Here is a 25267-nt window from a genome sequence, read left to right on the forward strand (position 1 = left end):
GCTAAGGTGTTTACAATACTCATAAAGGGCTCCTTTGTTTGGGATTGTTAAGACTTTGAACACCTTAATTTTACCACAAATGGATGCTCTTTTTTCATTCACTTGATAGGTGAAAAGCAATATTCAGCAAAATACAGTAACTATATGGCTTTCAGCCACTTTCACGGCTGTGCCGTGAATAATATAGGATTACTTTTATTTTATCCTATAGTTTTTCAGCTTTCCTCAATGCAGCAAATTTACTGCTTTCCAGAGAATATACTCTTTACATCTTCGTTCTCTGTAAAAAGTATGATCTGCCGCGGCTGCTTTTTCATCCACCTGGAAATTGCCATAAGACTCTCTTTTCTTTTTCCATAAAAAACATCATCCAGAACCACCGGGAGTATTTTTTCGTCCGTAAGCAGTTCGCTGGCCGCCATGCGAATGGAAAAGTACAAAATTTCAAGCTCTTCCCTCTCCAGCTCTTCCGCTCCAACAGTGCCCTCTTCCATGCTCAGCTCCATGCGCTGCCCTTCATCCCCGTAGAATTCCATAAATTTGCCATTTGTAAGCTCCCGTAAGATTCTGGAAGCCCGGATACGTATTTTTCTGCCCTTTTGCAGATAAATATTTCTGGACAGTTCTCCAATAGTATCCATAGCCAGATTCAACGCCTGTGTTTCCAAGTCTTCCGAAGTGGGAAGAGAAGTCTCGGTCTCATACTCCTGATATTCACTCTGCAAATTGGTAAACGCAGTCAGTTTTTCTTCATAGGTTCCGTCAATATCTTCTTGGCTGGATTTCAATTTCTCCTGCTGGGACTGCAGATACGCCTTTTTCTTCTTGTGCTTCACAAATTCCATACGCAGTTTTCTTCGGGCAGTAAGTGTATAGATCACCGTTGCGATTGCCGCAAGAATACATACCTCCATGCCCAGCTTCGACATTTCATCTGTTAACTGGAAACTTCCAACAATTCCTACAATTCCAACAATGATTGCCAGTGCTCCTGCAATTACCATTCCCAGATTCTTTTTCTCGATTGCCTGCAATTGTTCCTCAATGACTGCTGCCTCTTCTTTTCCCTCTGTGGAATATATCTTCGCCTGGGCCTGAGCTACCTGCCCTTTCTGCCCACGAAGGCCATCTAATTCATTCTCAAGATTTTCCAGCTCTGTGGCCAGCTTTTCCTTTTCTCTTGAAACAGCCTTCTGCCCACGTTCTTTTTGGGAAAGATAGCCCTTTCGCCACATTTTCAGCATCTGCTCCGATCTTCCAAGATCAAGCAGGCCATCGCCGCTCTTACTGAGAATGCTAAGTTTATTTTGAATCTCTCTTGCCATTTCCACTGGAGAATTTCCAGAAAGAGCCTCTGTCAGAACTGCATTATCAAAGGTGGTTTCACTGATTTCCCCCAGAAGCTTCTCTAACGTCTCATTTCCCCCGTCCAGCATTTTACCGGTGTCTTCACAGAACAGCTGACAATCATCTGTTTCTGCCCCAAATTCCCGTGTTAAACGGTAATTCTTTTGTCCGGACCGGAACCATATCGTTCCGCCCTCTTTTTCTACAGATTCCTGGGCGTCTTTTTCTGTATAAAATTCATTCCTTCTCACGCCTTCTCCCGGCATTCCAAATAACATAGCTTTCATAAAAATAAACACAATATTTTTTTCGGCTTCATTCACATCATAAAACACGTTTACTCCTGATGAGAATTCTATGGTTTTATCTTGAAGTCCGCCAAATTTTTTAATGAATATGCGTTTTAAAATCATATAATCCTGTTACCTCGCACCACAACTCATGCATTCACCTAATATCCTGCTGCCTCTTATTTCCTGCGGTCCAAAACAGCTCAACTGGAGCGTCGGGTTTCCAGCAATGCCTGCAGTCCATAATAGAGGGCCTTGTCCTCCACTGTATTTCTGTTTTTCTCCTGAAAGAAGCGGATGTAATCTCCAATCAGCGTTCCTGTATATTTCTTCTGCAGACTTTCCAGATCATAAGCAGGCCTTGTTTCATCCAATACTTCTGTAATATTTCCAAAAGATTTCAATTTCTCCGGGATCAGAAACAGCTCCGGTTTTCTTTTTCCCTGAAGGATCACACGGTATATGTTCAGTCCGCCGCTTCTGAAGATTTCATCTTTCAATGTATCTTCTATGGAAAGCTGTGTACTTTCCTCATTTACGTTGATCAGAAGCTGATTGTAGGTACGCATGGAAAATGGGACAAATCGGATCCTCACCTTGCCATTTTCTATTCTGCCTTCTATATAGCCATGTTCTCCAAAGTCATTGCTGCAAACAGGCTCCAAGGCTCCGCTGTAAGCCGCCGCATCCCGGATCAGGCTCTGCGGTGTGTGTAAATGTCCAAGCGCAATATAATCAAAACCAGCCCCCGCAAGAGCAGCCACATTTACAGGGCAATGACTTCCATCTCCTCCATGAGCCAGCAGAATATGAACCCCTTCTCTTCCTGCCGGTCTTACACTGTCATAGACAGGAGCTTCGATCTTAGGATGCTCATAGCTCATTCCATATACATAGACATCAGATTTGGGATCTTTCACGCAGGTAACTTTTTCTTCCTGAAAAAAGGTTACATTTGGCGCCCAGGAAAACCCTCGGTAAAAGGAATCCCCTTTCAGATAATCGCTGTCGCCCGCCATCAGATAGACACTGGTATTTGGAATACTGGAGAATAATTTATTTACTTCATTCAATTCGTATGGAAGAGGCTGACGGTGGAACAAATCTCCGGCTATAAATAACAAATCCACCGGATTTTCGCGGATGCCCGCAATAACCCGGCGGAATGTTTCCCAGATTTCATTCTCCCGCTTCTCACTCCATGGGCAGCCCCGGTCTGGAACCGCCCCAAGATGTACATCTGCAAGATGAATAAATCTCATTCTTTTACCTCATTTTATAAATCGCAGTTGTTAACTGTTCTCGGGAATGGGATTACGTCACGGATGTTGCCCATTCCGGTAAGATACATAACACAACGCTCAAATCCCAGACCAAATCCAGAATGACGTGTAGAACCGTATTTACGCAGGTCAAGATAGAAGTCATAATCTTCTTCCTTCAATCCCAGCTCATCCATACGCGCTTTCAGCTTGCCATAGTCATCCTCTCTCTGGCTTCCGCCGATGATCTCACCAATTCCAGGAACCAGGCAGTCCATAGCTGCAACGGTCTTGCCATCCTCATTTGCTTTCATATAGAAAGCTTTAATTTCCTTCGGATAGTCTGTAACGAAAATAGGTTTCTTAAAGATCTGCTCTGTCAGATAACGCTCATGCTCTGTCTGCAGGTCGCATCCCCAGGATACCTTGTAATCAAATTTATCGTTGTTCTTCTCAAGAAGTTCAATGGCCTCTGTGTAGGTAACACGGCCAAACTCAGAGTTTGCAACATGGTTCAGTCTGTCCAGAAGTCCCTTGTCAACGAAGGAATTGAAGAAATTCATCTCCTCCGGAGCATTCTCCAGAACGTAGCTGATCACATATTTCAGCATAGACTCTGCAAGATTCATGTTATCCTCAAGATCTGCAAATGCACACTCCGGCTCGATCATCCAGAACTCAGCAGCATGACGTGTGGTGTTAGAGTTCTCTGCACGGAAGGTCGGTCCGAATGTATATACGTTGCGGAATGCCTGTGCAAAAGTCTCACAGTTCAGCTGGCCGCTTACTGTCAGGTTGGTCTCCTTGCCAAAGAAATCCTGAGTGTAATCGATATTTCCCTTATCATCAGTCGGAATATTGTTCAGATCCATTGTTGTAACCTGGAACATCTCTCCTGCACCTTCACAGTCACTTCCAGTGATCAGTGGAGTGTGTACATAAACAAATCCTCTCTCCTGGAAGAATTTATGGATTGCATACGCACAAAGGGAACGTACACGGAATACAGCCTGGAATGTGTTTGTTCTGGAACGAAGATGTGTGATCGTTCTTAAGTACTCAAGGCTGTGACGCTTCTTCTGAAGTGGGTAATCTGGTGCAGAAGCTCCTTCAACAGAAACCTCTGTCGCCTGGATCTCAAATGGCTGCTTCGCCTGTGGAGTCGCTACCAGTGTTCCTTTTACAATGATCGCTGCTCCTACATTCAGTTTGGAAATCTCAGCGAAATTATCCATTGTATCATGGTAAACCACCTGAAGTGTCTCAAAATAGGTTCCGTCATGGAGCACAATAAATCCAAAGGTCTTAGAATCACGAACGCTTCGTACCCAGCCGCCTACTGTGACTTCTTTGTCCAGGTATTTCTCCCGTTCTCTATAAATCTCTTTTACCGTTGTAAGTTTCATAATTAGTTCCTCTTTCTCCTCATTTTTCCAAACACTCGTTTCTCTATAGTATAGACTATTCCGGTTCTTCGCGCAAGGCTATTTTCATAAAAGAACAGGGACTGTTTTACCTATTTCAATGTTTACTTTGCCAGATAAATGCGATGAATAAATGCAAAAGAAGACCGTGGCTTGTAAATTTAAGCCTTGGTCTTCTCTTTGGTAAATTTAATATTCTGTATTTACTTTATAAATTTCATCCAGGAACTGTTCTTCTTACCGGGCCGTAAGATAATCAAGACAATACTTGAATATCCGCTTGTAGGTCTTCGTGGTGTAATGCAATCCATCGTCTGTCGCAACATCCTGACCACCGCCGCCAAGATTAGTTCCATAACCATTTTCAAGAAGATAGGAATAGGTGTCAATATATCCATATGTGCTGCCAAGTCCACTCTTTAAAACGGAATTGAACTTGCGGATCACTTCTTCTTTTCTTATGGCATTTCTTCCCAGGTATTCGATTGTTTTACTGTTGACCGGGTTCACCGACATAATAAACAGCTTGCAGTTTTTCTTTTGAAGAGTTCCTGCAATCTCCTGTAAATACTCTACATAATTATACATATTTCCAGGATCATTCACTCCCAGGTTGAAAATTACAGCCGTTGGTCTCTGTACAGAATAATTTGTTTCTGCCAGCTTGAGAATGGAACTGAATCCGTTTTCTTTCAGCCAGTCAAGGCCTTTTCCCTCCTGGCACACAAAATCGATATCCCTGGTAATGCCAGAATCAGAGCCAAACTGTCTCTGCAGAGTAAGTTCCATACGGACTGTTCTGGAATCTCCCACAAAAATAATGTGGCTGTAGCCTCTGCTGCCGCTTCCATTTCCAATTCTCCAGCCGCTGGACGCGAGAAGATCGGAAGCTGTTAAATCTTCCTCATAGGAACGGTTAAATACTACCGCATATAGCTTCAGATTTCCATTCACCGTGATGGTTTCTCCCGCTTCATAACGGGGAGCTGTACGCTTACCAGGCTGAACATCCCAGCCCATAAACGTATATCCCGATGCGTTCCTTACAGATGGAAGGGTATAGGTGGTTCCAGCAGAAACGCTCTCTGTCTTATAGGTAGTTCCATTGTTTTTACAAAGAGTTACGGTATAAGCCTTGCTGGTCTTATATACCGCATAAAGCTTCTGTGTCTTTTTGATCCGGACCTTCTGTCCCTCTGCATATGTGGCTTTGGAAGCGTTCTTGCTTGTACTCCAGCCCAATGCCTCATATCCGCTTTTGGTTGGAACAGACGGCAAGGTTAGGTATCCATTGCGTGTAACAGATTTATTCAGCGCCTTAAATGAGCTGCTGGCACTTCCATTGGTATTATAGAAATAAACCTTATATACGCCAACCTTTTTTCGGACCGCATACAGACTTATGTTTTTTTTCAGCTGAATCTTTTTACCTGCTGCGTATGTAGCTTTGGTGGCATTTTTCTTCGTGGACCAGCCAAGATTCTTATAACCGGTTACAGATGGAACAGCCGGAAGCTGAATCTTGGAACCAGATTTTACTTTGATCCGCAAACTGCTATAATAAGGCTTCCCACTTGTATTCCAGAATCTGGCTGTCACATACTTGGTAGCTGCCTGTACGGTCTGTGCTCCGCCAAGAGAGACTCCCTGTTTTTCCCCGCCAGGCACTCCGGATACAACCAGCATTACGGCCAGTAATATCCAGAAGATCATGTTCTTCTTTGTTTTATTTCTCATAGACACTCCTCTGCTATTAAATGCCTTTGCTGTTCCCATTTACAGCTATAACAGAAATAAATTCTATTTCTTATGCTGCTTTCAGTATAATAGAAATCCTTTTTTCTTTCAACCTTAAAACGGGTATTTTTATAAATTTGTTACATTTTTGTTACTGACATATTGCAAAGAAGCTGTTTTTTTGCATATTTTACAATGACTGAATAAAGCGCATAAATGCTGCTCTTCCCTCTTCTGTACACTTGTAAACTCCAGCGTCCTCCAGAACGTGAACAAATACATTTCCAACTTCTTTGTGCAGCACTTCTTCAATATTATCACGATCAAGATGGTCATATCTCGGCAGGAATTCTTTTACCCAGTCTGCATGCTTCTCGATCTTTTCATTGGATGCAACATCCTTGCCTTCCAGAATATAATCAGCCAGAAGCTCCAGTTCCTCTTTCAGTCTTGCAGGAAGTACGGCAAGTCCCATAACCTCGATCAGACCAATATTCTCTTTCTTGATGTGATGATACTGTGCATGAGGATGATATACACCAAGAGGATTTTCCTCGGTAGTAATATTATTTCTCAGAGTCAGATCCAGTTCGTACATATCTCCCTTTTTACGTGCGATCGGAGTGATGGTATTATGTGGTTCACCGTCAGTTTCTGCAAAAATAAATGCAGCTTCATCGGTATATCCTCTCCATACCTCCAACACATGTGTCGCAAGGTCGATCAGTCTCTTCTCATCTTTGTGACGGATACGAAGTACAGACAGCGGCCATTTTACAATACCAGCTTCCACATCCTCATAGCCCGGGATGGTTACATGCTTCTCAATTTCAGCCTTCGCCATAGCAAAAGTATAATGTCCGCCCTGGAAGTGATCGTGGCTGAGAATAGAACCGCCAACGATCGGCAGATCCGCATTGGAGCCCAGGAAATAATGAGGAAACAGTTTCACAAAATCAAACAGCTTAACAAAGGTATTTCTCTCAATCTTCATTGGTGTATGCTGGAAATTGAACACAATACAATGCTCATTGTAATACACATATGGAGAATACTGCATGCCCCACGGACTATCATTTATGGTGATTGGAATAATCCTGTGGTTCTCTCTGGCCGGATGATTTGCACGTCCTGCGTAGCCTTCATTCTCCGGGCAGAGAAGACATTTCGGATAACTGCTTGATTTTATAAGTTTTGCAGTGGCAATTGCTTTTGGATCTTTCTCCGGCTTGGAAAGATTGATGGTAATATCAATCTCGCCATAAGGAGAGTCAACTGTCCATTTCCGATCTTTCTTTACGCGGTAACGACGGATATAATCACTATTCTGGCTTAATTTGTAGAAATAATTGGTTGCTTCTTCTGGGGATTTTGCGTATTTTTCCCAGAAAGTTTTCTGTACCTGAGCCGGACGAGGCATAAGACAGTTCATCAGCCTGGTATCAAATAAATCCCGGTAAACTACGCTGTCCTGGATCAGACCTCTCTCTACAGCTTCATCCAGCAGTTCCTTCAGAACCTGCTCCAGATCAATATTGGAATATTCTTCTGCCGGTTCTGTGTACTCATCTTCTTTAAAAACATCAAGAAGAAGATTGGTTGTGTAATTTTTCTCGCAGGCAGGAGTCAGCCCTGTCTCAATTCCATACTGCACCAGTTTTTTAATACTTTCGCTTAACATTTTTTCTGTCCTTTCCTGTTGCTTTATTAATAATTTAATTTCTCAACATAACTGATAAAAATATTGCCTGCTTTGTCAAACAGATCCGTACTGTCATTCATACCATACGGATAAGTTTCACCCTTGACCGGATCATATAAATAGGTGTTGTATTCATCATACCCGATAATTACCACACTTGTATTATCGCCGGTTTTTGCAATAACAGGTCTCTGGGCACTGATCTCATACAATACGCTGTCCAGTGTACATCCAGAAAGATCAATAATCGTTCCCTCATCTCCCAGCGCCTCCTGCAAAGCATTCGTATCAAGAGATGCGCTCTTTATGGCCTCTGGTACATCCTCCAGATTAAGGGTTAGCTTGGTCTTTTTATTTCCACGCTCCCATACATACTGCTGAGCACGATTCAATACCACCCCCGTCTGGTCATCTGCACGCAAAACAGCAAGTGCCGGATCTGTGTAAATACCATCCAGACCGCCTTTTGCATAAACATAATAAATGTCATCTTCCGGAATCTGGGTATCCAGAATGATACTGTCATCATTTGCATTTTTCATCTTGGCATATACTACAAGCGCATCCTGTATCTCCGGTGCCTCATCAAGAGCCAGCCTAATCTGGGTTCCTGTTCTGTTATTGCTTACCAGTTCAATAGAAGCAATACTTGCTGCCGCTTTTACATTATTCAGGATATTATCTTTGCTTACTGCTTTATAACCTTTCTTTGTCTTCTTTGACAACTCAAACTCCATCATGGTATTTCCCATGGTCACATCGGTTATATACAGTCCATCCTGATGATATTCCTTTTTTACAGTTCCGTCAAACCCTTCAATACGGATCGTATGGATTCCGGTGATCTCATGTCCGTTGCTGTCGGAAATGGTATCCCCATCCACCACAATTCCGTAAACAAGATCTTCATTCATAAATCCGTTTAAGATAAGCGTCTGTCCACTGGACGGTGCAAGAGTTCTTGTCTCCAGTGTTTCAAAATCAATTTCCTTTATATAGCCTGCACTTTCACCGCTCTGGATCACCCACGCCGCATGAGCGCCCGTATCAGAGACTGTAAAAGCATCTGTTCGTATATCCTGATCCAGGACTTCACTTCTTCCATCTGTAATATGAATCTGATAAAGTTTCTGTGCAAACAGCAGGAACAGAGAATTATCTGTACTTACATAGGATAAGGTTCCAAGATCCTTCTTCAGGAATTCATAGGATTCTGTAGATGGAATAAATACCTTTTCTTCCACCACATTCTGGTCATTGCTGTAATGATATACGCAGACACCGCAGTATCCCTCGCGTATTCCCCGGTTCATATATCCATACAGAACAAAATCCACATCTCCGTTATCTTCCACACGAATGATCTTTATGTCATGCTGCCATCTGGAATCCCGGAAGTCTCCATCTGTTTCCTTACGGAAACTAAAAATCCTGGAAAACTTTCCATCGTTCGGTGAATAGGACCACAGATCCCCTTCCTGAACAAAAGCAATGACTCCGGCAGTTTCATTCATCATATATTCCACATTTTTATCCCGCACTCCCAGAAGAAGTCCTTTATCTGAAATGCTTATGGAATTTTCTGAGAATACCTGTGATGCACTTCTTTTGAAATCCAGAAGCATGATCCTTGTCTCTGTATAACGCATCCGGTAAAATTCTGTTACGTCATAAATTTCCTGGTTTCCATCTGTATTTGTTGCCGCAATCTGATATTCCAGGGAAAAGCTGGCGGTCGTTTCATTTATGTCTTTTACAACCGGAATCCCTTTTCGGTAAATCTGCGGGCTTAAATTTCCCCAGCTGATCTCTGCAAATGTGGAATTAATGTCAACATCTGTATAATTAGTAGTTGTATTGGAGGTATCCGGTTCCAGATAACTGGTCAGATCTTCTGCGGTTGCCTTGTCCATGCATTTCTCATAAAAACTCTTTACAAACTTTACATACTGGGCGGTATTTACATTGGATCGTGAGACCACTCTGGTATAATAATAAGCAGTTCCTTTATTTGTCTCAAGAGATATCTGCAAAGAATATTCCTGATTCATAAGAAGGTCACTGTTTATCTGGATCTTTGTTGCCAGATAGCTGTCTTTTTTATCCAAACTTTTCACTTTTCGGTTCTCAAGGACCTTGCTACCATCTGAAGTACGGATTTCATAGGAAAGACTTTTTACCTTTGTATCATAGGGATTTATAACAAGAGACAATTCTCTGGAAGTGTCCAAAGGTGTCACACTGTCTCTGGTAAAATCCGACTGCATAGGCTGTGCATAGCCATACATCCGATTGGCATATTCCCCGTCAAAATCAACCATTACTTCCGGAAAAACCGGATCATTCATATCAGAGCGGTCATCCGTGGTCTCACTGTTCAGCAGAAAAGAACTTCCTGCCACACCAAGAACAAAAATAAACAGGAGGATCACTGCTCTGCGTAAAAATTTAATCATTTTTTCTCCCCTTAATTTTCTGCATGTACCTCCCCCTGCGGGTACAGAAGTCTTTCTAATGTAGGACTGATATTCAGCACCTCCATAAGATTTGCTGCTTTTTCCAGGTCTTTCTTATTGCCAGTTTTGACTGCGCGTATAAGAAGATTCTTGGGTGTATGCTCCATGTCTATAAATTCCAGGATCTGTGTTTCATATCCCATACTTTCTAACAGGTTTGCCCGAATTCCATCTGTGAGAAGCGCTGACATTCTCTCTTTCAGAATCCCATACTTCAATATGGGTTCTAACATTTCATTTTTGATCTGACGATTTACCTCATGCTGGCAGCATGGCACAGACAAAATTACTTTTGCTCCCCATTCCACAGCCTTTGCAAGTGCATAGTCCGTAGCTGTATCACAGGCATGAAGTGTGACCACCATATCTACAGAAGAAACGCCTTCATAATCCGCAATATCTCCCTGATAAAAATGAAGCTTTTCATAGCCATATTTTTCAGCAAGATGATTACATTTCTGAATTACATCTGTTTTCAGATCCAGGCCTATGATATTTACATCATATCCCTTCAGTTCTCTAAGATAATAGTACATAGCAAACGTAAGATATGATTTGCCGCATCCAAAATCCAATATGGTTACTTCCTTCTGCTGATCCAGCTTTGGCAAAATGTCCTGGATAAATTCCAAAAATCTGTTGATCTGCCGGAATTTATCGTACTTCTGGGTAATGATCCTGCCTTCTTTGTTCATAACTCCAAGGTCAACCAGAAACGGAACTGGAATATTTTCCTTAAGAATGTACTGTTTCACACGGTTATGTGCCAGTATCTGCGGCATTTCTCCCGACTGTCCCAGCTTGTCCTTCCCTGACACCAGGTTTTTCCCCTGGCTGTTTCCGGGATGACGTCTGGTCTTTATGGTCATCTTTCCTTTTTTACTTACCAGAACAGTTCCGTCCAACGCCATCCCACTGGCCTGAAGCTGTGAAAAATTATGCAGAAGTTCTGTTTTCAAATACGTTATCAGTTCTTCTCTTGGATAGTTTTTGTGGAGTACTTTCGTTCCCACTGTCTCAGAAGCCTGATAAACCACCTGCCCCTTTATTTCAACCGGGCGTATCTTAACCTTCGATGGTCCATCTCCTCTGCTTCCGCTTAAAACAGCCTGACACAGCCGCTCATTAATCTGTTCCTCTAAATATTCGTCTATTGTTTTCATATTTATTATAATTGTTTTCTTCTAAATTCTGTAATCACTTATTGCAGGTTCCATATCATCTGTAAAAAGCTCCCCGACACCTTCTTCTCCGGCAGCGCCTTCTGGATATCTCATGAAAAAGAAGTACTTCCGCCAGATCCCCCAGAAGACTGTCTGACATGGTTTCAAGATCCGCCTCCTGTTTCACTTCATCTACGATTTTCTTTCCAAGATGATACAACATATATCGGTCTGGATATTCATCATACATCCTGCTGCCTTCGTAATCCAGAAGATCACATTCTTCTTCCACCTTCTCCTGGATTTTTCTGGCCGTTTCCGGATAGTATGATTTCATCAGGGAAAATTCTTCCTCCAGTTCCATTTCCCCTCTGTAAAGCATGGGGTTTGCGAAGCTGGCGTAAAATGGATAAAAATCTTTATATATCATATCAGCAATCTGATTCCTTTTCCATTTCACTTCCAGTATATGCAGTGCCCCTGTTTCCGGTTCATTATGCCATTTTTGCCAGCATATTCAGAGTAAGCTTCACGCTATGCTCTACAGCTGCCTTCTCAAATTCACTGTAATCCATCTGGGCACTGCCATCCGCTTTGTCAGAAATAGCGCGTACAACCAGGAATGGAATTTCATTCAGGTAAGCAGCCTGTCCAATTGCTGCTCCTTCCATTTCTGTAGCATATGCAGAAAATTCCGATACGATTCTATCCTTCACATCCTGGTCACAGACAAACTGGTCTCCAGAAGCAATTCTTCCTTCAAACACCTGGATCTCCGGATTTACTTCCTGGCATACCTCTTTTGCAAGCTTACGAAGCTTCTCGTCTGCCTCAAAGAAGAATACCGGCATCTGCGGAATCTGTCCCTTGCGGTAACCAAATCCGGTGGCATCCATATCATGCTGTACCACATCTGTAGAAAGAACAATATCTCCAATATTAATGTCTTTATTCAGGCTGCCTGCAATTCCTGTATTAATGATCGCATCTACAGAAAATACATCCGCCAGAATCTGGGCACAGATACCTGCATTTACTTTACCGATTCCAGAACGGACTACCACAGCCTTTTTACCAGCCAGTGTTCCTTCATAAAAATCCATGGAAGCTTTTTTGATAATTCGCACGTCTTCCATTTTTTCTTTTAAAATCGCAACTTCCACTTCCATTGCGCCAATAATACCGATTGTTTTCATTTGTCATTCTCCTCTATTTTATCTCTTATTAAAAAGTAAACAAATTCTTCAACTGACATTATACCAAAACTTCTTCCTATGTCCAACTTAAATTTGGCATGGAAACTTATATTGTGTTCTGTTATAATAAGAATGCTATGAGAGAAGGATTTATCCAGCTCCCGAAAAAATAATGGAGGAAAAAACAATGGAATATAAAACAAAAGGTGTTTGCTCTATGGCAATCCAATATGATCTTGATGATGAACAGAAAGTTCACAACGTGAAATTTATCGGGGGATGCTCTGGCAATACACAGGGTGTTGCCAAACTTGTAGAGGGTATGCCGGCGAAAGAAGTCATCGCACGCCTGGAGGGAATCCAGTGCGGACGCAGACCAACTTCATGTCCAGACCAGCTTGCTACCGCTTTAAAAGAAGCGCTTTCATGATTATTTCGCCCCGGGATAAAATCCCGGGGACTTTTTTATATTACACTACAACAATTCTGCACATTTTCCAGCTTTTAACCGAAACTATTTTATCCTTTCTAAATATCATTTCTATCCCATTTGTCACACAGGGACTGCACTTCTCTGGAAAACTTCTCCAGATCCTTATTCGGACAGCCTTCATTCTTTCGGATAACAGACAGCAGACGATGTCCAAGAGCAAGAAGCTTCTCGTATGCCCTGGCTGCTTTGGAAGCTTTCTGAACAGTAGATGGCTTCTGGATTTTGATACCTTCTGCTTCATAAACAAACTCACCTGTAGCAAGATCGAATTCTGTTCCACTAAATGGAGCATACGTGTCATAGCCAAATTCGTCATGCAGCCTGGCTGCGAACAGCTCCGTTACGCTGTCCTCACCATGTGTCACAAACACTTTCTGCGGTTTTTCCTCAAAAGCTTTGATCCAGTCTATCAGTCCATTTACATCCGCATGGCCGCTAATTCCCGGCATACGGCAAATCTTCGCAGCCACATGCACAGGTTCGCCAAACAGCTTGATTTCCTCGGCACCTTCTATAAGTGCACGACCGGCAGTTCCGACAGCCTGATATCCCACGAAAAGAATAGTGCTGTCCTCTCTCCACAGATTATGTTTCAGATGATGCTTGATTCTTCCTGCATCGCACATTCCACTTGCAGAGATGATAACTTTAGGTTCCTCATCAAAATTAATTGCCCGTGAATCTTCGCTGGTTACTGATATCTTCAGGCCAGGGAAGCTGATGGGGTTGATTCCCTTCCGGATGAGTTCCAGTGCTTCCTCATCAAAGCAATCATATTTGTGATTGCCGAAAATAGTGGTTGCCTCAATTGCAAGGGGGCTATCCACAAACACTTTGAAATTGTCATGTCCATGAACCAGTCCCTCTGCTTTGATCTGTCGGATAAAATACAGCATTTCCTGCGTTCTTCCAACTGCAAAGGATGGAATGACCACATTGCCTCCTCTGTCAAAGGTTTCCTGGATAATATCTGCAAGAAGACGCACATAATCTGGTCGCTCACCATGGCTTCGATCTCCATACGTAGATTCCATTACCACGTAATCTGCCTTTTTCAGATAGACAGGATCTTTTATCAAAGGCTGATTGGTATTTCCAATATCCCCGGAAAATACAATCGTCTTTTCTACTCCATCTTCACAAATGTTTACTTCAATACTGCTGGACCCCAGGAGATGTCCTGCATCAATAAATCTTACCCGGATGCCCTCGCCAAGAATAATGCCAGTTTCATATGGGCAGCCCACAAAATTATGGATTACACCCATAGCATCTTCCATGGTATACGCCGGTACAAATTCCGGCTTGCCCTGCCGTTTTGCCTTACGGTTACGCCATTCAGCCTCAAACATCTGGATATGGGCACTGTCACGAAGCATGATATCACACAAATTGCAGGTAGCTTCTGTAGCATATATAGGACCTTTGAAGCCTTTTGCATATAGCGCAGGCAGATTTCCGGAATGATCCATGTGCGCATGGGTTAACAGCACAAAGTCCAGATCTCCCGCTGGCACAGGAATATCTTTGTTTTCATAATAATTTGGTCCCTGCTCCATTCCACAGTCTACAAGGAATTTTTTTCCGGCGGCTTCCAGATAGTAGCAGCTTCCGGTAACCTCATGTGTTGCTCCAATAAAAGTGATCTTCATACAGATTCCCCCTTTTACCCAGAACTTGTTACTGTTCCTTTTAGAAACAGTACGCTAAGCTTTAATTTTGATTGTATATAATATGCTGGATCGTACTGACAAATTTAGCAGAATCCGCCTGGCCAGCCATACTTCCTGCCAAAATTCCCACAGCAGCAAGCAAAGCAATTCCTGCCGTCACCCCATACCGGTACCATGTTTTTTTCTCTTCTTTTTCAAGTGCCAGAAGCTTGTCAGAAAATTCAACAATCATATCAATATCACTTTTCTGAATGGATTCTTCGGTTTTTTCAATTATTTCTTCAGTTGCTTTTTCAGTTCTCTCTTCAGGACTCTCTGAAATTTCCTCTGCTTTTTCTTCTTCCCAGCTTCCTGGAAATCTTACAATCTCTGCAGTTTTCAGTGCAGCCTCTGCCCCATCTCCATTCTCTTCAAGCATTCCCTCTGCTTTCAGACGCTTCAGAAAACGCTGATAGGATTTATCAATTTCTTCTGCTGAAATAGGAGTATCGTCTTTCCGATCTCCAAGAAGGCTGTCCTCTATCATTTTCGCCTCCTTGATCATCTCCTCTTCCAGCAGTTTATCCGCCTTTTCATCACTTATTTCTTTGTTCATTTTTCTCTCCCGGATTTTTATTTTCTTGACAATTCCCCTCCAGGGGTTCATATTTATAAAATAAACCGTTACTGCTCACAATGTGACCAATAACAAAAACAATTATTCAGGAGGATCCTATGAAACATATTATCCTTACCGGCGGTGGTACTGCCGGACATGTTACCCCGAATATTGCCCTGATTCCTGCATTAAAGGAAAAAGGTTATGAAATTTCTTATATTGGCTCCTACGATGGCATTGAGAAAAAGCTGATCGAAGAGCTTGGAATTCCTTATTACGGAATCGCTTCCGGTAAATTACGCCGCTATTTCGATTGGAAAAACTTCTCAGATCCATTCCGTGTTCTGAAAGGTTATTTCCAGGCAAAAAAACTCATGAAACAGCTGAAACCCGATGTTGTGTTTTCCAAGGGTGGTTTCGTAACCGTACCAGTTGTAATCGCAGCGGGAAAACGTCATATTCCTGCAATCATCCATGAATCTGATATGACTCCTGGCCTTGCAAACAAATTATGTCTTTCTTCTGCTGCTAAAATTTGCTGTAATTTTCCTGAAACTGTCAACAGTCTTCCAAAAGAAAAAGCAGTTCTCACTGGCACTCCGATCCGTCAGGAGCTTCTCCATGGGGACAAAGAACGTGCCCGCACCTATTGCGGTTTCACTTCTGAGAAACCAGTTCTGCTGGTTATCGGAGGAAGCCTTGGTGCTGCTTCTGTAAATGAAAATGTTCGGAAAATCCTTCCTGAACTGCTGAAAGAATTTCAGGTGATCCATATTTGTGGTAAAGGAAAAATGGATGAAAGCATCCAGATGACAGGTTATGTTCAATACGAATATGTTCAGGAACAGCTTCCTGACATGTTTGCACTTGCAGATGTGGTAATCTCCCGTGCAGGAGCTAATGCAATCTGCGAACTTGCCGCGCTTTCCAAGCCCAATCTCCTGATCCCATTATCTGCAAAAGCAAGCCGCGGTGACCAGATCCTTAACGCCCGTTCCTTTGAGCGCCAGCGGTACAGTGTAGTGCTGGAAGAAGAAGAGATTACAGAATCCACTCTTCTGGAAGCAATCCGTAAGCTCTATCAGGAGCGTGATAAATACATTGCGGCTATGTCTGCAGGTAAAAACTTAAATTCCATTCAACATATCGTTAAATTGATTGACGAGTGTGCCCGTTCATAACTTTTTATGTCAACTCACCCCGGGCAGCAAAGAAAGTCAGACCTGTAGTCTTGCATACCTCTGTAAAATACAGAGGTATGCTTTTTTCAGTTAAAGTTATTCTTTTTCCAATCTTTCCAGTTCTTCCAAGAGCCAGTTTCTTGCCCTAAGGACTCTGTTATTCACATTATTTCTGGTATAGCCAAATTCCCGCGCTACCTCTTCTGTGGAAGCGCCTTCCATTACAACTCTCATGAAAATCATGAAGTTTACAGGATTTTTCCTGTGGAGATTCTCGAACGCCATTGATAAATACTGTCTTTTCTCCATTCCAAGTAATGCAGCTTCTGCGCTTTCTGTAGTACGATACTGCAATTCTGCCACATCATTGTCATACATTACTTCACGCTTTACATATGATTTTCTCAGATAATCTCTTCCCTTGTTGGTTGTTTTCCACACTACCAGTGCATGAAGCCTCGCTTCACACGAAACATCCAGTCTTTCCCTGATTCCATAGAAGTACATGAATACTTCCTGTGTTACATCTTCTGCGGTAAAACGGCTTTGTACAATTGCACTTGCAACTTTAACTGAGACATCATAGTAGCGATCATAAAACGCTTTAAATTCTTCACTATTCATCTCTTGTACCCCGTTTTTTCTCAGTTTTTCAGTTTCTCCAGGATTTCATTCTTCACTTCGTCGGTCAAAGTTCCAGGTTCCCAGGTAATTCCCACTTTATCCCCTTTATATCTTGGGATCAGGTGCATATGGAAATGGAAAACAGTCTGACCTGCCGGCTCTCCATTGTTCTGTACAATGTTGAAGCCATCGCACTTCAGTGCATCTGTCATCTTAGTTGCCATTTTCTTTGCCAGGATCATGGCCTTTGCAGCCATCTCATCAGAGATTTCATAGATGTTTGCAGCATGTGCCTTAGGCAAGATCAAAGCATGTCCCTTACTTGCCGGACCAAGATCCAGAATCACTCTGAAATCATCATCCTCATACAATGTTGCAGCTGGAATTTCTCCATTGGCGATTTTACAAAAAATACAATTATCCATAGTCTTATTCCTCCCAAAAGAATATATAAATTATACGTTTGTCAGCAATGAAAATCACACTTTTTTTCAAAAAATTTTAAAAAAATTTTTTCGAAGAACAAATCAGGCTATTTCGTCGAATAATCTCGATTTTTTAAGTACGATTTTATTTGTCATTTTCTGCACCAGATGTTACACTTCACATGAGGTGAGCTTATGCAAAATAGTAATATTTTAAATAAAAAACAGGACGAATTTCATTTGATACTTTCCAGATTTTCTCATGAGATCCGTAATCCTATAGCATTGATCGGCAGTGAGCTTCAGCTGATCGAAGATACACATCCGGAAGTTTCTGCATACGATTACTGGAATGACATCACTGCAAATCTGGAATATACAAAGGAACTCCTGAATAATCTTTCGGATTATAATAATGCTTATAAACTTTCACCGAAAAAAACAGAGCTTTTCCCGTATCTGAAAGCAATCATTTCCAGTATACATCCCACCTATGAATATCTTGGGATCTCACTGGCGGAACAAATTTCACCTGCTCTTCCGGCACTATATATTGACCGGATCAAACTGAAACAGGCACTTTTGAATCTGTTCCGAAATGCAGCAGAAGCTGTCCCTGCTTCAGACGGAAAAGTAAAATTCTGTGCATTTTCTTCCGAAAAGGCAGTCCATATTTCCATAACCGACAATGGCTGCGGCATACCGGAAGATCAGCTGGAACAGATTTTTACCCCCTTTGTAACCTTTAAGAAAAATGGAACGGGGCTTGGTCTTTCGATCACCAGCCAGATCATTCAGGCACATGGCGGAAAAATTTATGCTGAGAATGAACCGGATTCCGGTGCCTCCTTCCACATGCTTCTTCCAGAAGATTTCCGTGGATGATAAAGGAGTGCTGCCAGTATAAATCCGCAGACCATTCCGCCAACGTGCGCAGCATTATCAACACCTGTGCTTGTAAATCCAAAATACAGGGAAAAACCTGCCATGATCATCATCTGCCTTACGGAAAGATCCTGGATTTTCCCACGATGCCGGATCACTACATAGATCATAGCACCCATTACTGCAAATATGGCACCTGATGCACCGGCGGATACCTCATATTCTGATTTCTTCATCTCCATTGCAATGGAAAAAATATTCCCTCCAAGGCCTCCAAGGAGATAGATCAGAACAAACTTGAGCTTACCAACTACCGGTTCCAGCCGTTGGCCCAGAACAAAAAGGACCAGCATATTATTTGCAATATGGTAAATTCCAAAATGGAGAAACATACAGGTAAACAATCTGTATACCTCACCATTTTCAAGGATCAGTGGCGGATAAGCCGCTCCGCATTCTATCATGTGAACCGTATTCTCTGATCCGCCAGTAAAATCTACAACAAGAAATATCAGTATATTCAGAAGTATAAAAAGAACCGTCATGGGTTCTTTTTTTATTTCTTCCACTCAACCACCTCAATATATTAATGCCGCCAGAAAACGGCATGTCTGTTTTGTTTTAAACTTTCTGATAATAGCGTAAGTATAGCACAATTTCTCTGATACCTCAATATTATTTCAAAAATACATATCTGGCCTGAGCAAAATCCACCTCGTCCTGGTCCTGAAGACAGTATTCCTCATCTCCCTTTAACATCTTTCCATTTACGGAAGTACCATTGCGGGAATTAAGATCTGTAAGGTAATACTCCCCTTCTCGCTTTCGGATTTTTGCATGGATTCTGCTTACAGTAGGAAGATCGACTACCGCATCTGCTGCTGTCTCCATTTTTCCAATTACCGTCAACTCCTCCTGTAAATAAATGGTAGCCAGTTCCCCAGGCTCCCTGCTCACAAGAGTCGCCGGTCCATTGACAATATTTGCAGATAATACCACTGTTTCACCGCAATTCTTTTGTAATATTGACATTTTTCTTTTCTCATCTGGTTTTTCTGCTTTATTTTCCTTTATTTCTTTACTTTTTTTCTCAGATATCCCGTTCTCAATTTCCATGCTAAAATTTTCTTTTCCACTTGAAGCAGGCTCTGGTATATTGGTTCCTGCATTCCCCTGATTTTCCTCTGCAGCCTCTTCTTTTTTCTTTCTAAGAGACAGGAGCCAGCTGCACAGCATTCCAATTCCCATAAAAGCTATAATCACTCCCAGAATTACTGCTACCGATACCCTGGGAAGATATCCAAAAGTCTCCGCTGCCACAACCAGAAGGGAAAGCAGCGCAGCTACTGCACACCATATTATAATTCCGTGTCTGGTGCTGCCAGAAGCTTTCGCTCTTTTTGCCTCTTCTTCATCCTGCCACATAAGCGTTTCTATATTTTCTTCCCTTTGCAGTCCTGCTTTCTCCTCTCCCTCCGTATAAATGGCCTCAGCTTTACTATCCTGCTGTTGACCCATTTCATAATATCCCTTTGTCACCTGTGTATCTGATAAATGATCTGTCCTTTCGATCTCATCTCTTTCCTGATATAGTTCTTTTTTTATATACTCAAGATGAAAACTGTCTTCCAGAGCTCTTCGATAAATTCCATATCCAAGCATTACTGCTCTTTGATCCTCGTGATCCAATATGGGAAGAATGTATTCCGTCAGCTCCTGGAATTTCTGGCGGACATCCTGATCATAACCAGGAAGATAGCAGAAATACAGCTGTCTTTTTTCCACATCCACATACATATATTCCGGTTTCAGGAGCAGGCGGCAGGGATTCAACAGATACTCCGACATTTCCTCCATAACCTGTACGAAGCCCCCAAGGATCATCTGCAGATCTTCATACCCCATCTTTTTCTCTTCATACAACGATAACACGGACTGTTTCGAGGTTATGTCATAGCACACCATAAACTGGCCGTCAACTCCCTGTACCCTGCATTTCAGGATCGATGGAATCGTATTTCCCACCAGCATTCTCATCTGATAGGATGAGGTATCCGGCTCTTCCTTCTCATATAGCACCAAATAATTTCCATTTATATCTCTTTTATATTCCGCTCTCATTTTTTCCCCTTTAATTTTTTATGGCATCTGCAGCACCTTTTATTTTCCGGATCCAGGATACCGGTTTGATCACTTTTACCTTTCCCTGAACCTGCAAATGACTGTTAAATCCTCCATAAATAGAAAACATATCAAGATCATAAGTGACCTGAACCTGTTTTCCCTCACTTGCCTGCAGTTTCAGGTTTTTGCTTCCAAAAAAGCCTGTGTTTCCAAGCTCTTTTCCTTTTTTCAGGGCTTTGTCCCTGCTTTTTCCTTCTGGTCTTAACGGTTCCATGGCTCCGTCAAGAGCAGCCTCATATGCAGCCGCCGTAAGCCATGCACGATTATGTATGTAAAAAAACAAGTACAAAGTTACCATCAGCACCAATAAGATCACAGGCATTAAAAGTGCAGCCTCTATGGTCATACTTCCCCTTTTCGCAGCCTTTTTCAATAGATCAATCCTCCAATATATCCAAGCAAAAGAAATGGAACAAAAGGTACCTCTTTCTTTTTTCCGTTTCCTGGCAAAAACAGCAAAATAATTCCCCAGAAGCTGCAGCACAAAAGCCCCAGTAAAAAAGAGGTCAAAAGTTCTCCAAAGGACAAAACCGTTCCAAGTGCCAGCAGCAAAAATCCATCTCCCATTCCCACCGCGCCTTTTGAAAATATACTGAGCAGGATCACAGCCCCTCCGACACATGCTGTGGCAGCCCATTCCATACTGACAGAACCATAAAAACAGGCTCTCACCAATCCAACAATTCCAAATATCCAGATTGTCAAAAGAGAAACTTCTCTGGTTTGTATATCTTTCCAGCTGTTAATTCCAAGGAAAGTAAGAATACATAATTGTTCCATATTTTTCACCTCAAACACTTTCTTTTCTTGCTGCGCAGATATTTGTTTTCCGCTAAAGATCTATATTTTCTTATCAGCCACATCGCTTACATGCATGCAGATTTCCCACATCAGACTCTTTCACCAGTCTTACAGACCTTTTCAACCCGCTGCAGCTATTGCTGTTGTGATATCGGTTCCCTGATTTTGTAATATACACTGTATTTCCAGGCTTTTGCCCTCTGCTGCAGCTTTCACAGGCATGATATTTCTCTCCGTAGTCATTTCGCAGTGAAGAAATATTTGCTCCTGCAGCCTTAGAAACAGACAGGTTCAGATGACTGCAGTTCAGCTTCTTATGATAAACAGAACCAGAAACCGTAACATATACCATTTTCTCAGTGGTGCCATCGTTTTCGCTTCCGCCCTTTCCCCTGTCTGCCCCTGTCCATGCATGTACTTTCACAGTATTGTGCATCCAGATTGCCGGCAGTGGTATAAGCCCACTGATGGGTTCATACTTGTACAGATCAGGCAGCGTAATGTCTCCCACCTCACTTCCGCCAGCAGCGTAAGCATACATCCCAGCGGTTTTTGCATTCTGGCAAAGTTTGCTTAAATGTTCTGTCTGAACCCTGTAAACATCCATAAAGGAAATCATGGATAGCATTCCAAAGAAAAATAAGGGCAGCGCAAAAGCGGCTTCTATTATTAAGCTGGCTTTTTTCAGTCTTTTTCCTATCTTTCTCCAAAAGGTGCACAAAGACACTTTGCCGAAAAGGGTTCCGCCGTAAACCGGGGATGTTCCGGCGGACTGATTCCCCAGAGAACTATTCCTTCTTGTTCTTCTTTTTTTAAAATATATATCTTTTTTCAGTCTTTTTTTGATCAATATTTCATCACCTCTCCGGAAAAGCGTCTTTCTGCACCTTTTGGACCTGCCGCAGCGATCATTTATTTTTCGCTGTACCGTTTTCAAATGTAGTGATACTCACGAGCTACTGTATAAGTTTTCTTTCCATTTGCCTTCACATCCACAGAGGCCTCCAGTGCGGTAATACAGTGATCCAGCTGAAATTCCTCCCAGTTTTCAGTCTCACGGAAGGAACTTTCGATCATATCCATACCCCCTTCGATTTTCTGTGCCTTAGATGAGGTAAGCAAAAAAATCTGCAAATAGTCTTCATAGGACAATCCCTTTTCATCATTTTGCCGGTCTGTATCCAGCTTATCTACAAGTGCCGGCATTCCCTGCAAGGACAACTGCCAGTTTGATGCATTTTTCGTAAGCGGTACTTTTCCACCAGCAAACAATTCTCTTACGTCCAGAATACTTTCTGCAAATGCCCAGCACAGGATCAAAGCCCCTTCGATCACAACTGCGGCAGGCGGAATGAGAAAGCTTGCTGCTATAGCAGCCGCTAATGCCTGCACCTGCGCCATCATAAGAGAATCCGACATTATGTATGCAGCATTGATTCCTTCCCTTACCAGCAAAAGTTTTTTTGCAATAGATTTCAGATTTGCTTCATCACTGTTTTTTCTGCCTATAATGTACTCAATCTGATAACTTAATCCGCCTTTTCCAGGCTCCATATAATTTCCCAGTTTTTCCACCAGATATTGCTGGTATAAAACCTGTGAAATAAGGGTTCCATCGGTTTTGACCGTATCCTCCATTGCAAGCCCCGCTTCCAGTTTTCGACCTGATACCAATTCTTTTTTCTTTACTTTTTTATTAGAAACCTCTGCTCCTGCCGGAAGTACAAGATCCAGGATTCCCATCCATCTGATCCTTCGGATTGCCGGAATTGGGTTTTCTACTTTCGCAGGAGAATTTTCTTCTACAACAGAAGGAAGCATTTTTCCATCTGTGAACCCGTTCTGATCCTGCTGGTTCTGCTCTTCCTGTTTTTTCTTTTCTTCCAGCAAAGCCTGACTTTTCTGCTGGGCAGAATCCATCTCACTCTCATAATTTTCAATGGTTCCTTTACTTTCGATCTCATTTCCCCTTTTTTCCGCCGCAATCGTCTTTTTCTGCATGCCGCGGATTTTGTTTAAAAGGAGTTTTGCCCCATGGCTGCCAAGAGTTTCTTTCATATACTGGACTGCCTGCTGATAGAAAACTTCGCCATCTGAATCTGTCATCAGCAGATAACCGGATATCCCGCCTTGCTGTACTGACAATTTCTGACTATTTTGCTTCATCACAGGCTTCATATAAGATTCCAGATTATCGTACACAGAAGCCAGATCCAGTTCCTTTCCCCCGCAAGATCCATCAACCGCAAATAGATCAAAGTCCTTTAAAAGGGACTTATTATATTGTCCAAACAATGAGTACAGTCCAATATCCATCCCATTTAGTATCTGTGTTCTGGCCGCAGCCATTCTTGCTGACTCGAGTCCTGAGCTCAGAAGGGACAAAATAAGTCCAAGGATCAACGCCAGAAAAACTGTAATACTTCCTCTTTTTACCATGGAGCACCTCTCCTTTTTGAATCTGTTCGCTATTTTGGATTTCGTTAAATAGAGTTACTTTGTTTTGTGATCTTCGACAGAATATTCTTTACAAGACTGGTTAACTGGTCTTTGAAGATCATGACCAGGCCAATAAGAACTACAAGGATCAGAATAATTTCCACAACACCTACTGCATCTTCCTCCTGCAGAAATTCCCTTGTAAGTCTGCGCAGCTCTCTCATACCGTTCACCTCCCTCTGCCTGATAAATTTCTGCGGACATCCTCTGGAGCTTTTATCCTGCCAGAACATCCCCTCAGATTGGATTTATCCATAAAAGGACAGACAGGCTGGCAGCATGACGATTGCCATTACCACACCAAGCATAAGCATCATTGGTACCAGCAGCTTTGTAGTTGCTGCTTCTCCAAGGACTTTTGCTTTTCTCTTCCTGTCATCCCAGGCTTCCACAGATTCTTTTTCCAGCATTTCTCCCATATGGCGGCTGCCCTTCTGAAGATTCTGGATCAAAAGTGTAGCAAATGTTTTGTATTTCACATGTCCGCACCGCTCTCCGAAGCGCCTGTATGCCTCCATCTCGGAAATTCCACTTTCCATTTCATAACAGGCCGTGACGATCTCCTCATATGCGATGCGCTTTTCCTTCTTTCTTTTATAATCTGCTGCCATCTTGCGAAAGGCATTTCGAACTGTCATACCAGCCTGAACCAACAGGGTAAACTTCATGATCAGCCCCGGGTAATCCATCATCAGCTCTTCATATCTTTTCGCTCTGGCTTTCTGTTCCTCCCTGGCAGTTATAACAATCACCATCAAAGCCGCTGCAATGGTCATAGCAGCCAGAAGGTTCCCGGTGTTGTCATAAGGTGTTTTCCATTCCAGCTTTTTTCCATCCCAGTTGTCTGGAAGATAATAATAATCTGGATTTTCCAGTTCGCTGTTATAGCTTTCCACATATTCCAAAAGCAGCTGCTCTCTTTTCTCATCTGCAATCAGCTCCTCCGGTTCCCCGGCATCTTTCTCTTCCAGTTCTTTTTCCGGGATCTGTATGTATACGCTGCCTGTTTCTTCTCCTTCCATGGATACCATAAATTTTTCTTCATAGGGGTCTTCCTCCCTTTTCAGTTCATAACCATCTTTTAATAGCTGACCGCCGCCCTTGGTATAGGTAAGAAGCATTCCAATCGTATTTCCCGCCAGAACAACCACAAGAAATAATTTTCTTCCCTTTGGGGTGCCAATCTGCTCTACCCGGATCCAGCCCAGAATGCTCCCGGCGGTCAGGACTAAAACGATAACAAAAATGACAATATGGAGCCACATCC

At 42.4% G+C, this 25267-nt stretch carries 24 protein-coding genes; 3 read left to right on the forward strand and 21 right to left on the reverse strand.

The window, feature by feature from the left end:
* Positions 1-239: 239 nt before the first annotated feature.
* The 9 genes from ACTQ50_RS07860 to ACTQ50_RS07900 form a co-directional block, all read right to left on the reverse strand.
* Positions 240-1682, reverse strand: a complete 1443-nt coding sequence (locus ACTQ50_RS07860; protein ID WP_441483727.1) for a hypothetical protein — start codon at positions 1680-1682, stop codon at positions 240-242.
* Between the two features lie 158 nt (positions 1683-1840).
* Positions 1841-2899 (reverse strand): metallophosphoesterase family protein, encoded by a 1059-nt coding sequence (locus ACTQ50_RS07865; protein ID WP_441483728.1) that lies wholly within the window; start codon positions 2897-2899, stop codon positions 1841-1843.
* Positions 2900-2913: 14 nt separating this feature from the next.
* On the reverse strand, positions 2914-4305 hold the full coding sequence (gene asnS / locus ACTQ50_RS07870; RefSeq protein ID WP_441483729.1) for an asparagine--tRNA ligase: 1392 nt from the start codon (positions 4303-4305) through the stop codon (positions 2914-2916).
* 255 nt (positions 4306-4560) lie between these two features.
* The gene (locus tag ACTQ50_RS07875) at positions 4561-6060 is read right to left on the reverse strand and encodes an InlB B-repeat-containing protein (protein ID WP_441483730.1); all 1500 of its coding nucleotides are present in this window, start codon (positions 6058-6060) and stop codon (positions 4561-4563) included.
* Between the two features lie 190 nt (positions 6061-6250).
* Positions 6251-7741, reverse strand: a complete 1491-nt coding sequence (gene galT, locus ACTQ50_RS07880) for a UDP-glucose--hexose-1-phosphate uridylyltransferase (protein ID WP_441483731.1) — start codon at positions 7739-7741, stop codon at positions 6251-6253.
* Positions 7742-7767: 26 nt separating this feature from the next.
* Positions 7768-10218, reverse strand: coding sequence for a hypothetical protein (locus tag ACTQ50_RS07885; protein WP_441483732.1), 2451 nt, complete (start codon positions 10216-10218; stop codon positions 7768-7770).
* Between the two features lie 11 nt (positions 10219-10229).
* Positions 10230-11441 carry a methyltransferase gene (locus tag ACTQ50_RS07890; protein ID WP_441483733.1) on the reverse strand — a complete coding sequence of 404 codons (1212 nt, stop codon included), beginning with the start codon at positions 11439-11441 and terminating at the stop codon, positions 10230-10232.
* Between the two features lie 55 nt (positions 11442-11496).
* On the reverse strand, positions 11497-11871 hold the full coding sequence (locus tag ACTQ50_RS07895; protein WP_441483734.1) for a hypothetical protein: 375 nt from the start codon (positions 11869-11871) through the stop codon (positions 11497-11499).
* Positions 11872-11935: 64 nt separating this feature from the next.
* The gene (locus tag ACTQ50_RS07900; protein WP_441483735.1) at positions 11936-12637 is read right to left on the reverse strand and encodes a 5'-methylthioadenosine/adenosylhomocysteine nucleosidase; all 702 of its coding nucleotides are present in this window, start codon (positions 12635-12637) and stop codon (positions 11936-11938) included.
* 187 nt (positions 12638-12824) lie between these two features.
* On the opposite strand from ACTQ50_RS07900, the gene ACTQ50_RS07905 reads away from it, so the two are divergent.
* Positions 12825-13067: a TIGR03905 family TSCPD domain-containing protein gene (locus ACTQ50_RS07905; protein ID WP_021925966.1), complete on the forward strand. Its 243-nt coding sequence runs from the start codon at positions 12825-12827 to the stop codon at positions 13065-13067.
* Between the two features lie 98 nt (positions 13068-13165).
* Here the strand turns inward: ACTQ50_RS07905 and ACTQ50_RS07910 are convergent, their stop codons facing one another.
* Together ACTQ50_RS07910 and ACTQ50_RS07915 are read right to left on the reverse strand one after the other, a co-directional pair.
* Complete coding sequence (locus ACTQ50_RS07910; RefSeq protein ID WP_441483736.1) at positions 13166-14782, reverse strand: MBL fold metallo-hydrolase RNA specificity domain-containing protein; 1617 nt, start codon at positions 14780-14782, stop codon at positions 13166-13168.
* A gap of 61 nt (positions 14783-14843) precedes the next feature.
* A complete protein-coding gene (locus ACTQ50_RS07915; RefSeq protein WP_441483737.1) occupies positions 14844-15398 on the reverse strand; it encodes a hypothetical protein in 555 nt (184 codons plus the stop codon).
* A gap of 119 nt (positions 15399-15517) precedes the next feature.
* Between ACTQ50_RS07915 and ACTQ50_RS07920 the strand changes: the two genes are divergently transcribed.
* Entirely contained in the window at positions 15518-16582 is a 1065-nt protein-coding gene (locus ACTQ50_RS07920; RefSeq protein ID WP_441483738.1) for an undecaprenyldiphospho-muramoylpentapeptide beta-N-acetylglucosaminyltransferase, read from the forward strand.
* 96 nt (positions 16583-16678) lie between these two features.
* On the opposite strand, the gene ACTQ50_RS07925 is transcribed toward ACTQ50_RS07920, so the two are convergent.
* Together ACTQ50_RS07925 and ACTQ50_RS07930 are read right to left on the reverse strand one after the other, a co-directional pair.
* Positions 16679-17206, reverse strand: a complete 528-nt coding sequence (locus ACTQ50_RS07925; RefSeq protein WP_441483739.1) for an RNA polymerase sigma factor — start codon at positions 17204-17206, stop codon at positions 16679-16681.
* A 20-nt stretch (positions 17207-17226) separates the two neighbouring features.
* On the reverse strand, positions 17227-17631 hold the full coding sequence (locus ACTQ50_RS07930; RefSeq protein ID WP_441483740.1) for an HIT family protein: 405 nt from the start codon (positions 17629-17631) through the stop codon (positions 17227-17229).
* A 195-nt stretch (positions 17632-17826) separates the two neighbouring features.
* On the opposite strand from ACTQ50_RS07930, the gene ACTQ50_RS07935 reads away from it, so the two are divergent.
* On the forward strand, positions 17827-18516 hold the full coding sequence (locus ACTQ50_RS07935) for a sensor histidine kinase (RefSeq protein ID WP_226819344.1): 690 nt from the start codon (positions 17827-17829) through the stop codon (positions 18514-18516).
* Here the strand turns inward: ACTQ50_RS07935 and ACTQ50_RS07940 are convergent.
* The 8 genes from ACTQ50_RS07940 to ACTQ50_RS07975 form a co-directional block, all read right to left on the reverse strand.
* On the reverse strand, positions 18447-19085 hold the full coding sequence (locus ACTQ50_RS07940) for a rhomboid family intramembrane serine protease (protein ID WP_441483741.1): 639 nt from the start codon (positions 19083-19085) through the stop codon (positions 18447-18449). The genes ACTQ50_RS07935 and ACTQ50_RS07940 overlap by 70 nt on opposite strands.
* Before the next feature lie 106 nt (positions 19086-19191).
* A complete protein-coding gene (locus tag ACTQ50_RS07945) occupies positions 19192-20637 on the reverse strand; it encodes a DUF6382 domain-containing protein (RefSeq protein ID WP_441483742.1) in 1446 nt (481 codons plus the stop codon).
* 10 nt (positions 20638-20647) lie between these two features.
* Positions 20648-21073, reverse strand: coding sequence for a TadE family protein (locus tag ACTQ50_RS07950; protein WP_441483743.1), 426 nt, complete (start codon positions 21071-21073; stop codon positions 20648-20650).
* A complete protein-coding gene (locus ACTQ50_RS07955; protein ID WP_441483744.1) occupies positions 21070-21480 on the reverse strand; it encodes a prepilin peptidase in 411 nt (136 codons plus the stop codon). The genes ACTQ50_RS07950 and ACTQ50_RS07955 overlap by 4 nt, the downstream gene beginning before the upstream one ends.
* A 73-nt stretch (positions 21481-21553) precedes the next feature.
* On the reverse strand, positions 21554-22120 hold the full coding sequence (locus ACTQ50_RS07960; protein ID WP_441483745.1) for a hypothetical protein: 567 nt from the start codon (positions 22118-22120) through the stop codon (positions 21554-21556).
* Positions 22121-22434: 314 nt separating this feature from the next.
* The gene (locus tag ACTQ50_RS07965; protein ID WP_441483746.1) at positions 22435-23940 is read right to left on the reverse strand and encodes a DUF5702 domain-containing protein; all 1506 of its coding nucleotides are present in this window, start codon (positions 23938-23940) and stop codon (positions 22435-22437) included.
* A gap of 44 nt (positions 23941-23984) precedes the next feature.
* On the reverse strand, positions 23985-24164 hold the full coding sequence (locus ACTQ50_RS07970; RefSeq protein ID WP_226819355.1) for a Flp1 family type IVb pilin: 180 nt from the start codon (positions 24162-24164) through the stop codon (positions 23985-23987).
* 84 nt (positions 24165-24248) lie between these two features.
* Entirely contained in the window at positions 24249-25265 is a 1017-nt protein-coding gene (locus tag ACTQ50_RS07975) for a type II secretion system F family protein (RefSeq protein ID WP_441483747.1), read from the reverse strand.
* Positions 25266-25267 lie beyond the last annotated feature (2 nt).

Origin of the sequence: Blautia sp. Sow4_E7 (assembly GCF_052116245.1) — a bacterium.
Classification (GTDB): domain Bacteria; phylum Bacillota; class Clostridia; order Lachnospirales; family Lachnospiraceae; genus Blautia_A.

Coding starts and splice junctions, on each gene's coding strand:
- ACTQ50_RS07865 (WP_441483728.1), bottom strand. CDS start 2,899: ATGAGATTTATTCATCTTGCAGATGTACATCTTGGGGCGGTTCCAGAC.
- asnS (WP_441483729.1), bottom strand. CDS start 4,305: ATGAAACTTACAACGGTAAAAGAGATTTATAGAGAACGGGAGAAATAC.
- ACTQ50_RS07875 (WP_441483730.1), bottom strand. CDS start 6,060: ATGAGAAATAAAACAAAGAAGAACATGATCTTCTGGATATTACTGGCC.
- galT (WP_441483731.1), bottom strand. CDS start 7,741: ATGTTAAGCGAAAGTATTAAAAAACTGGTGCAGTATGGAATTGAGACA.
- ACTQ50_RS07885 (WP_441483732.1), bottom strand. CDS start 10,218: ATGATTAAATTTTTACGCAGAGCAGTGATCCTCCTGTTTATTTTTGTT.
- ACTQ50_RS07890 (WP_441483733.1), bottom strand. CDS start 11,441: ATGAAAACAATAGACGAATATTTAGAGGAACAGATTAATGAGCGGCTG.
- ACTQ50_RS07895 (WP_441483734.1), bottom strand. CDS start 11,871: ATGATATATAAAGATTTTTATCCATTTTACGCCAGCTTCGCAAACCCC.
- ACTQ50_RS07900 (WP_441483735.1), bottom strand. CDS start 12,637: ATGAAAACAATCGGTATTATTGGCGCAATGGAAGTGGAAGTTGCGATT.
- ACTQ50_RS07905 (WP_021925966.1), top strand. CDS start 12,825: ATGGAATATAAAACAAAAGGTGTTTGCTCTATGGCAATCCAATATGAT.
- ACTQ50_RS07910 (WP_441483736.1), bottom strand. CDS start 14,782: ATGAAGATCACTTTTATTGGAGCAACACATGAGGTTACCGGAAGCTGC.
- ACTQ50_RS07915 (WP_441483737.1), bottom strand. CDS start 15,398: ATGAACAAAGAAATAAGTGATGAAAAGGCGGATAAACTGCTGGAAGAG.
- ACTQ50_RS07920 (WP_441483738.1), top strand. CDS start 15,518: ATGAAACATATTATCCTTACCGGCGGTGGTACTGCCGGACATGTTACC.
- ACTQ50_RS07925 (WP_441483739.1), bottom strand. CDS start 17,206: ATGAATAGTGAAGAATTTAAAGCGTTTTATGATCGCTACTATGATGTC.
- ACTQ50_RS07930 (WP_441483740.1), bottom strand. CDS start 17,631: ATGGATAATTGTATTTTTTGTAAAATCGCCAATGGAGAAATTCCAGCT.
- ACTQ50_RS07935 (WP_226819344.1), top strand. CDS start 17,827: ATGCAAAATAGTAATATTTTAAATAAAAAACAGGACGAATTTCATTTG.
- ACTQ50_RS07945 (WP_441483742.1), bottom strand. CDS start 20,637: ATGAGAGCGGAATATAAAAGAGATATAAATGGAAATTATTTGGTGCTA.
- ACTQ50_RS07955 (WP_441483744.1), bottom strand. CDS start 21,480: ATGGAACAATTATGTATTCTTACTTTCCTTGGAATTAACAGCTGGAAA.
- ACTQ50_RS07960 (WP_441483745.1), bottom strand. CDS start 22,120: ATGATTTCCTTTATGGATGTTTACAGGGTTCAGACAGAACATTTAAGC.
- ACTQ50_RS07965 (WP_441483746.1), bottom strand. CDS start 23,940: ATGGTAAAAAGAGGAAGTATTACAGTTTTTCTGGCGTTGATCCTTGGA.
- ACTQ50_RS07970 (WP_226819355.1), bottom strand. CDS start 24,164: ATGAGAGAGCTGCGCAGACTTACAAGGGAATTTCTGCAGGAGGAAGAT.
- ACTQ50_RS07975 (WP_441483747.1), bottom strand. CDS start 25,265: ATGTGGCTCCATATTGTCATTTTTGTTATCGTTTTAGTCCTGACCGCC.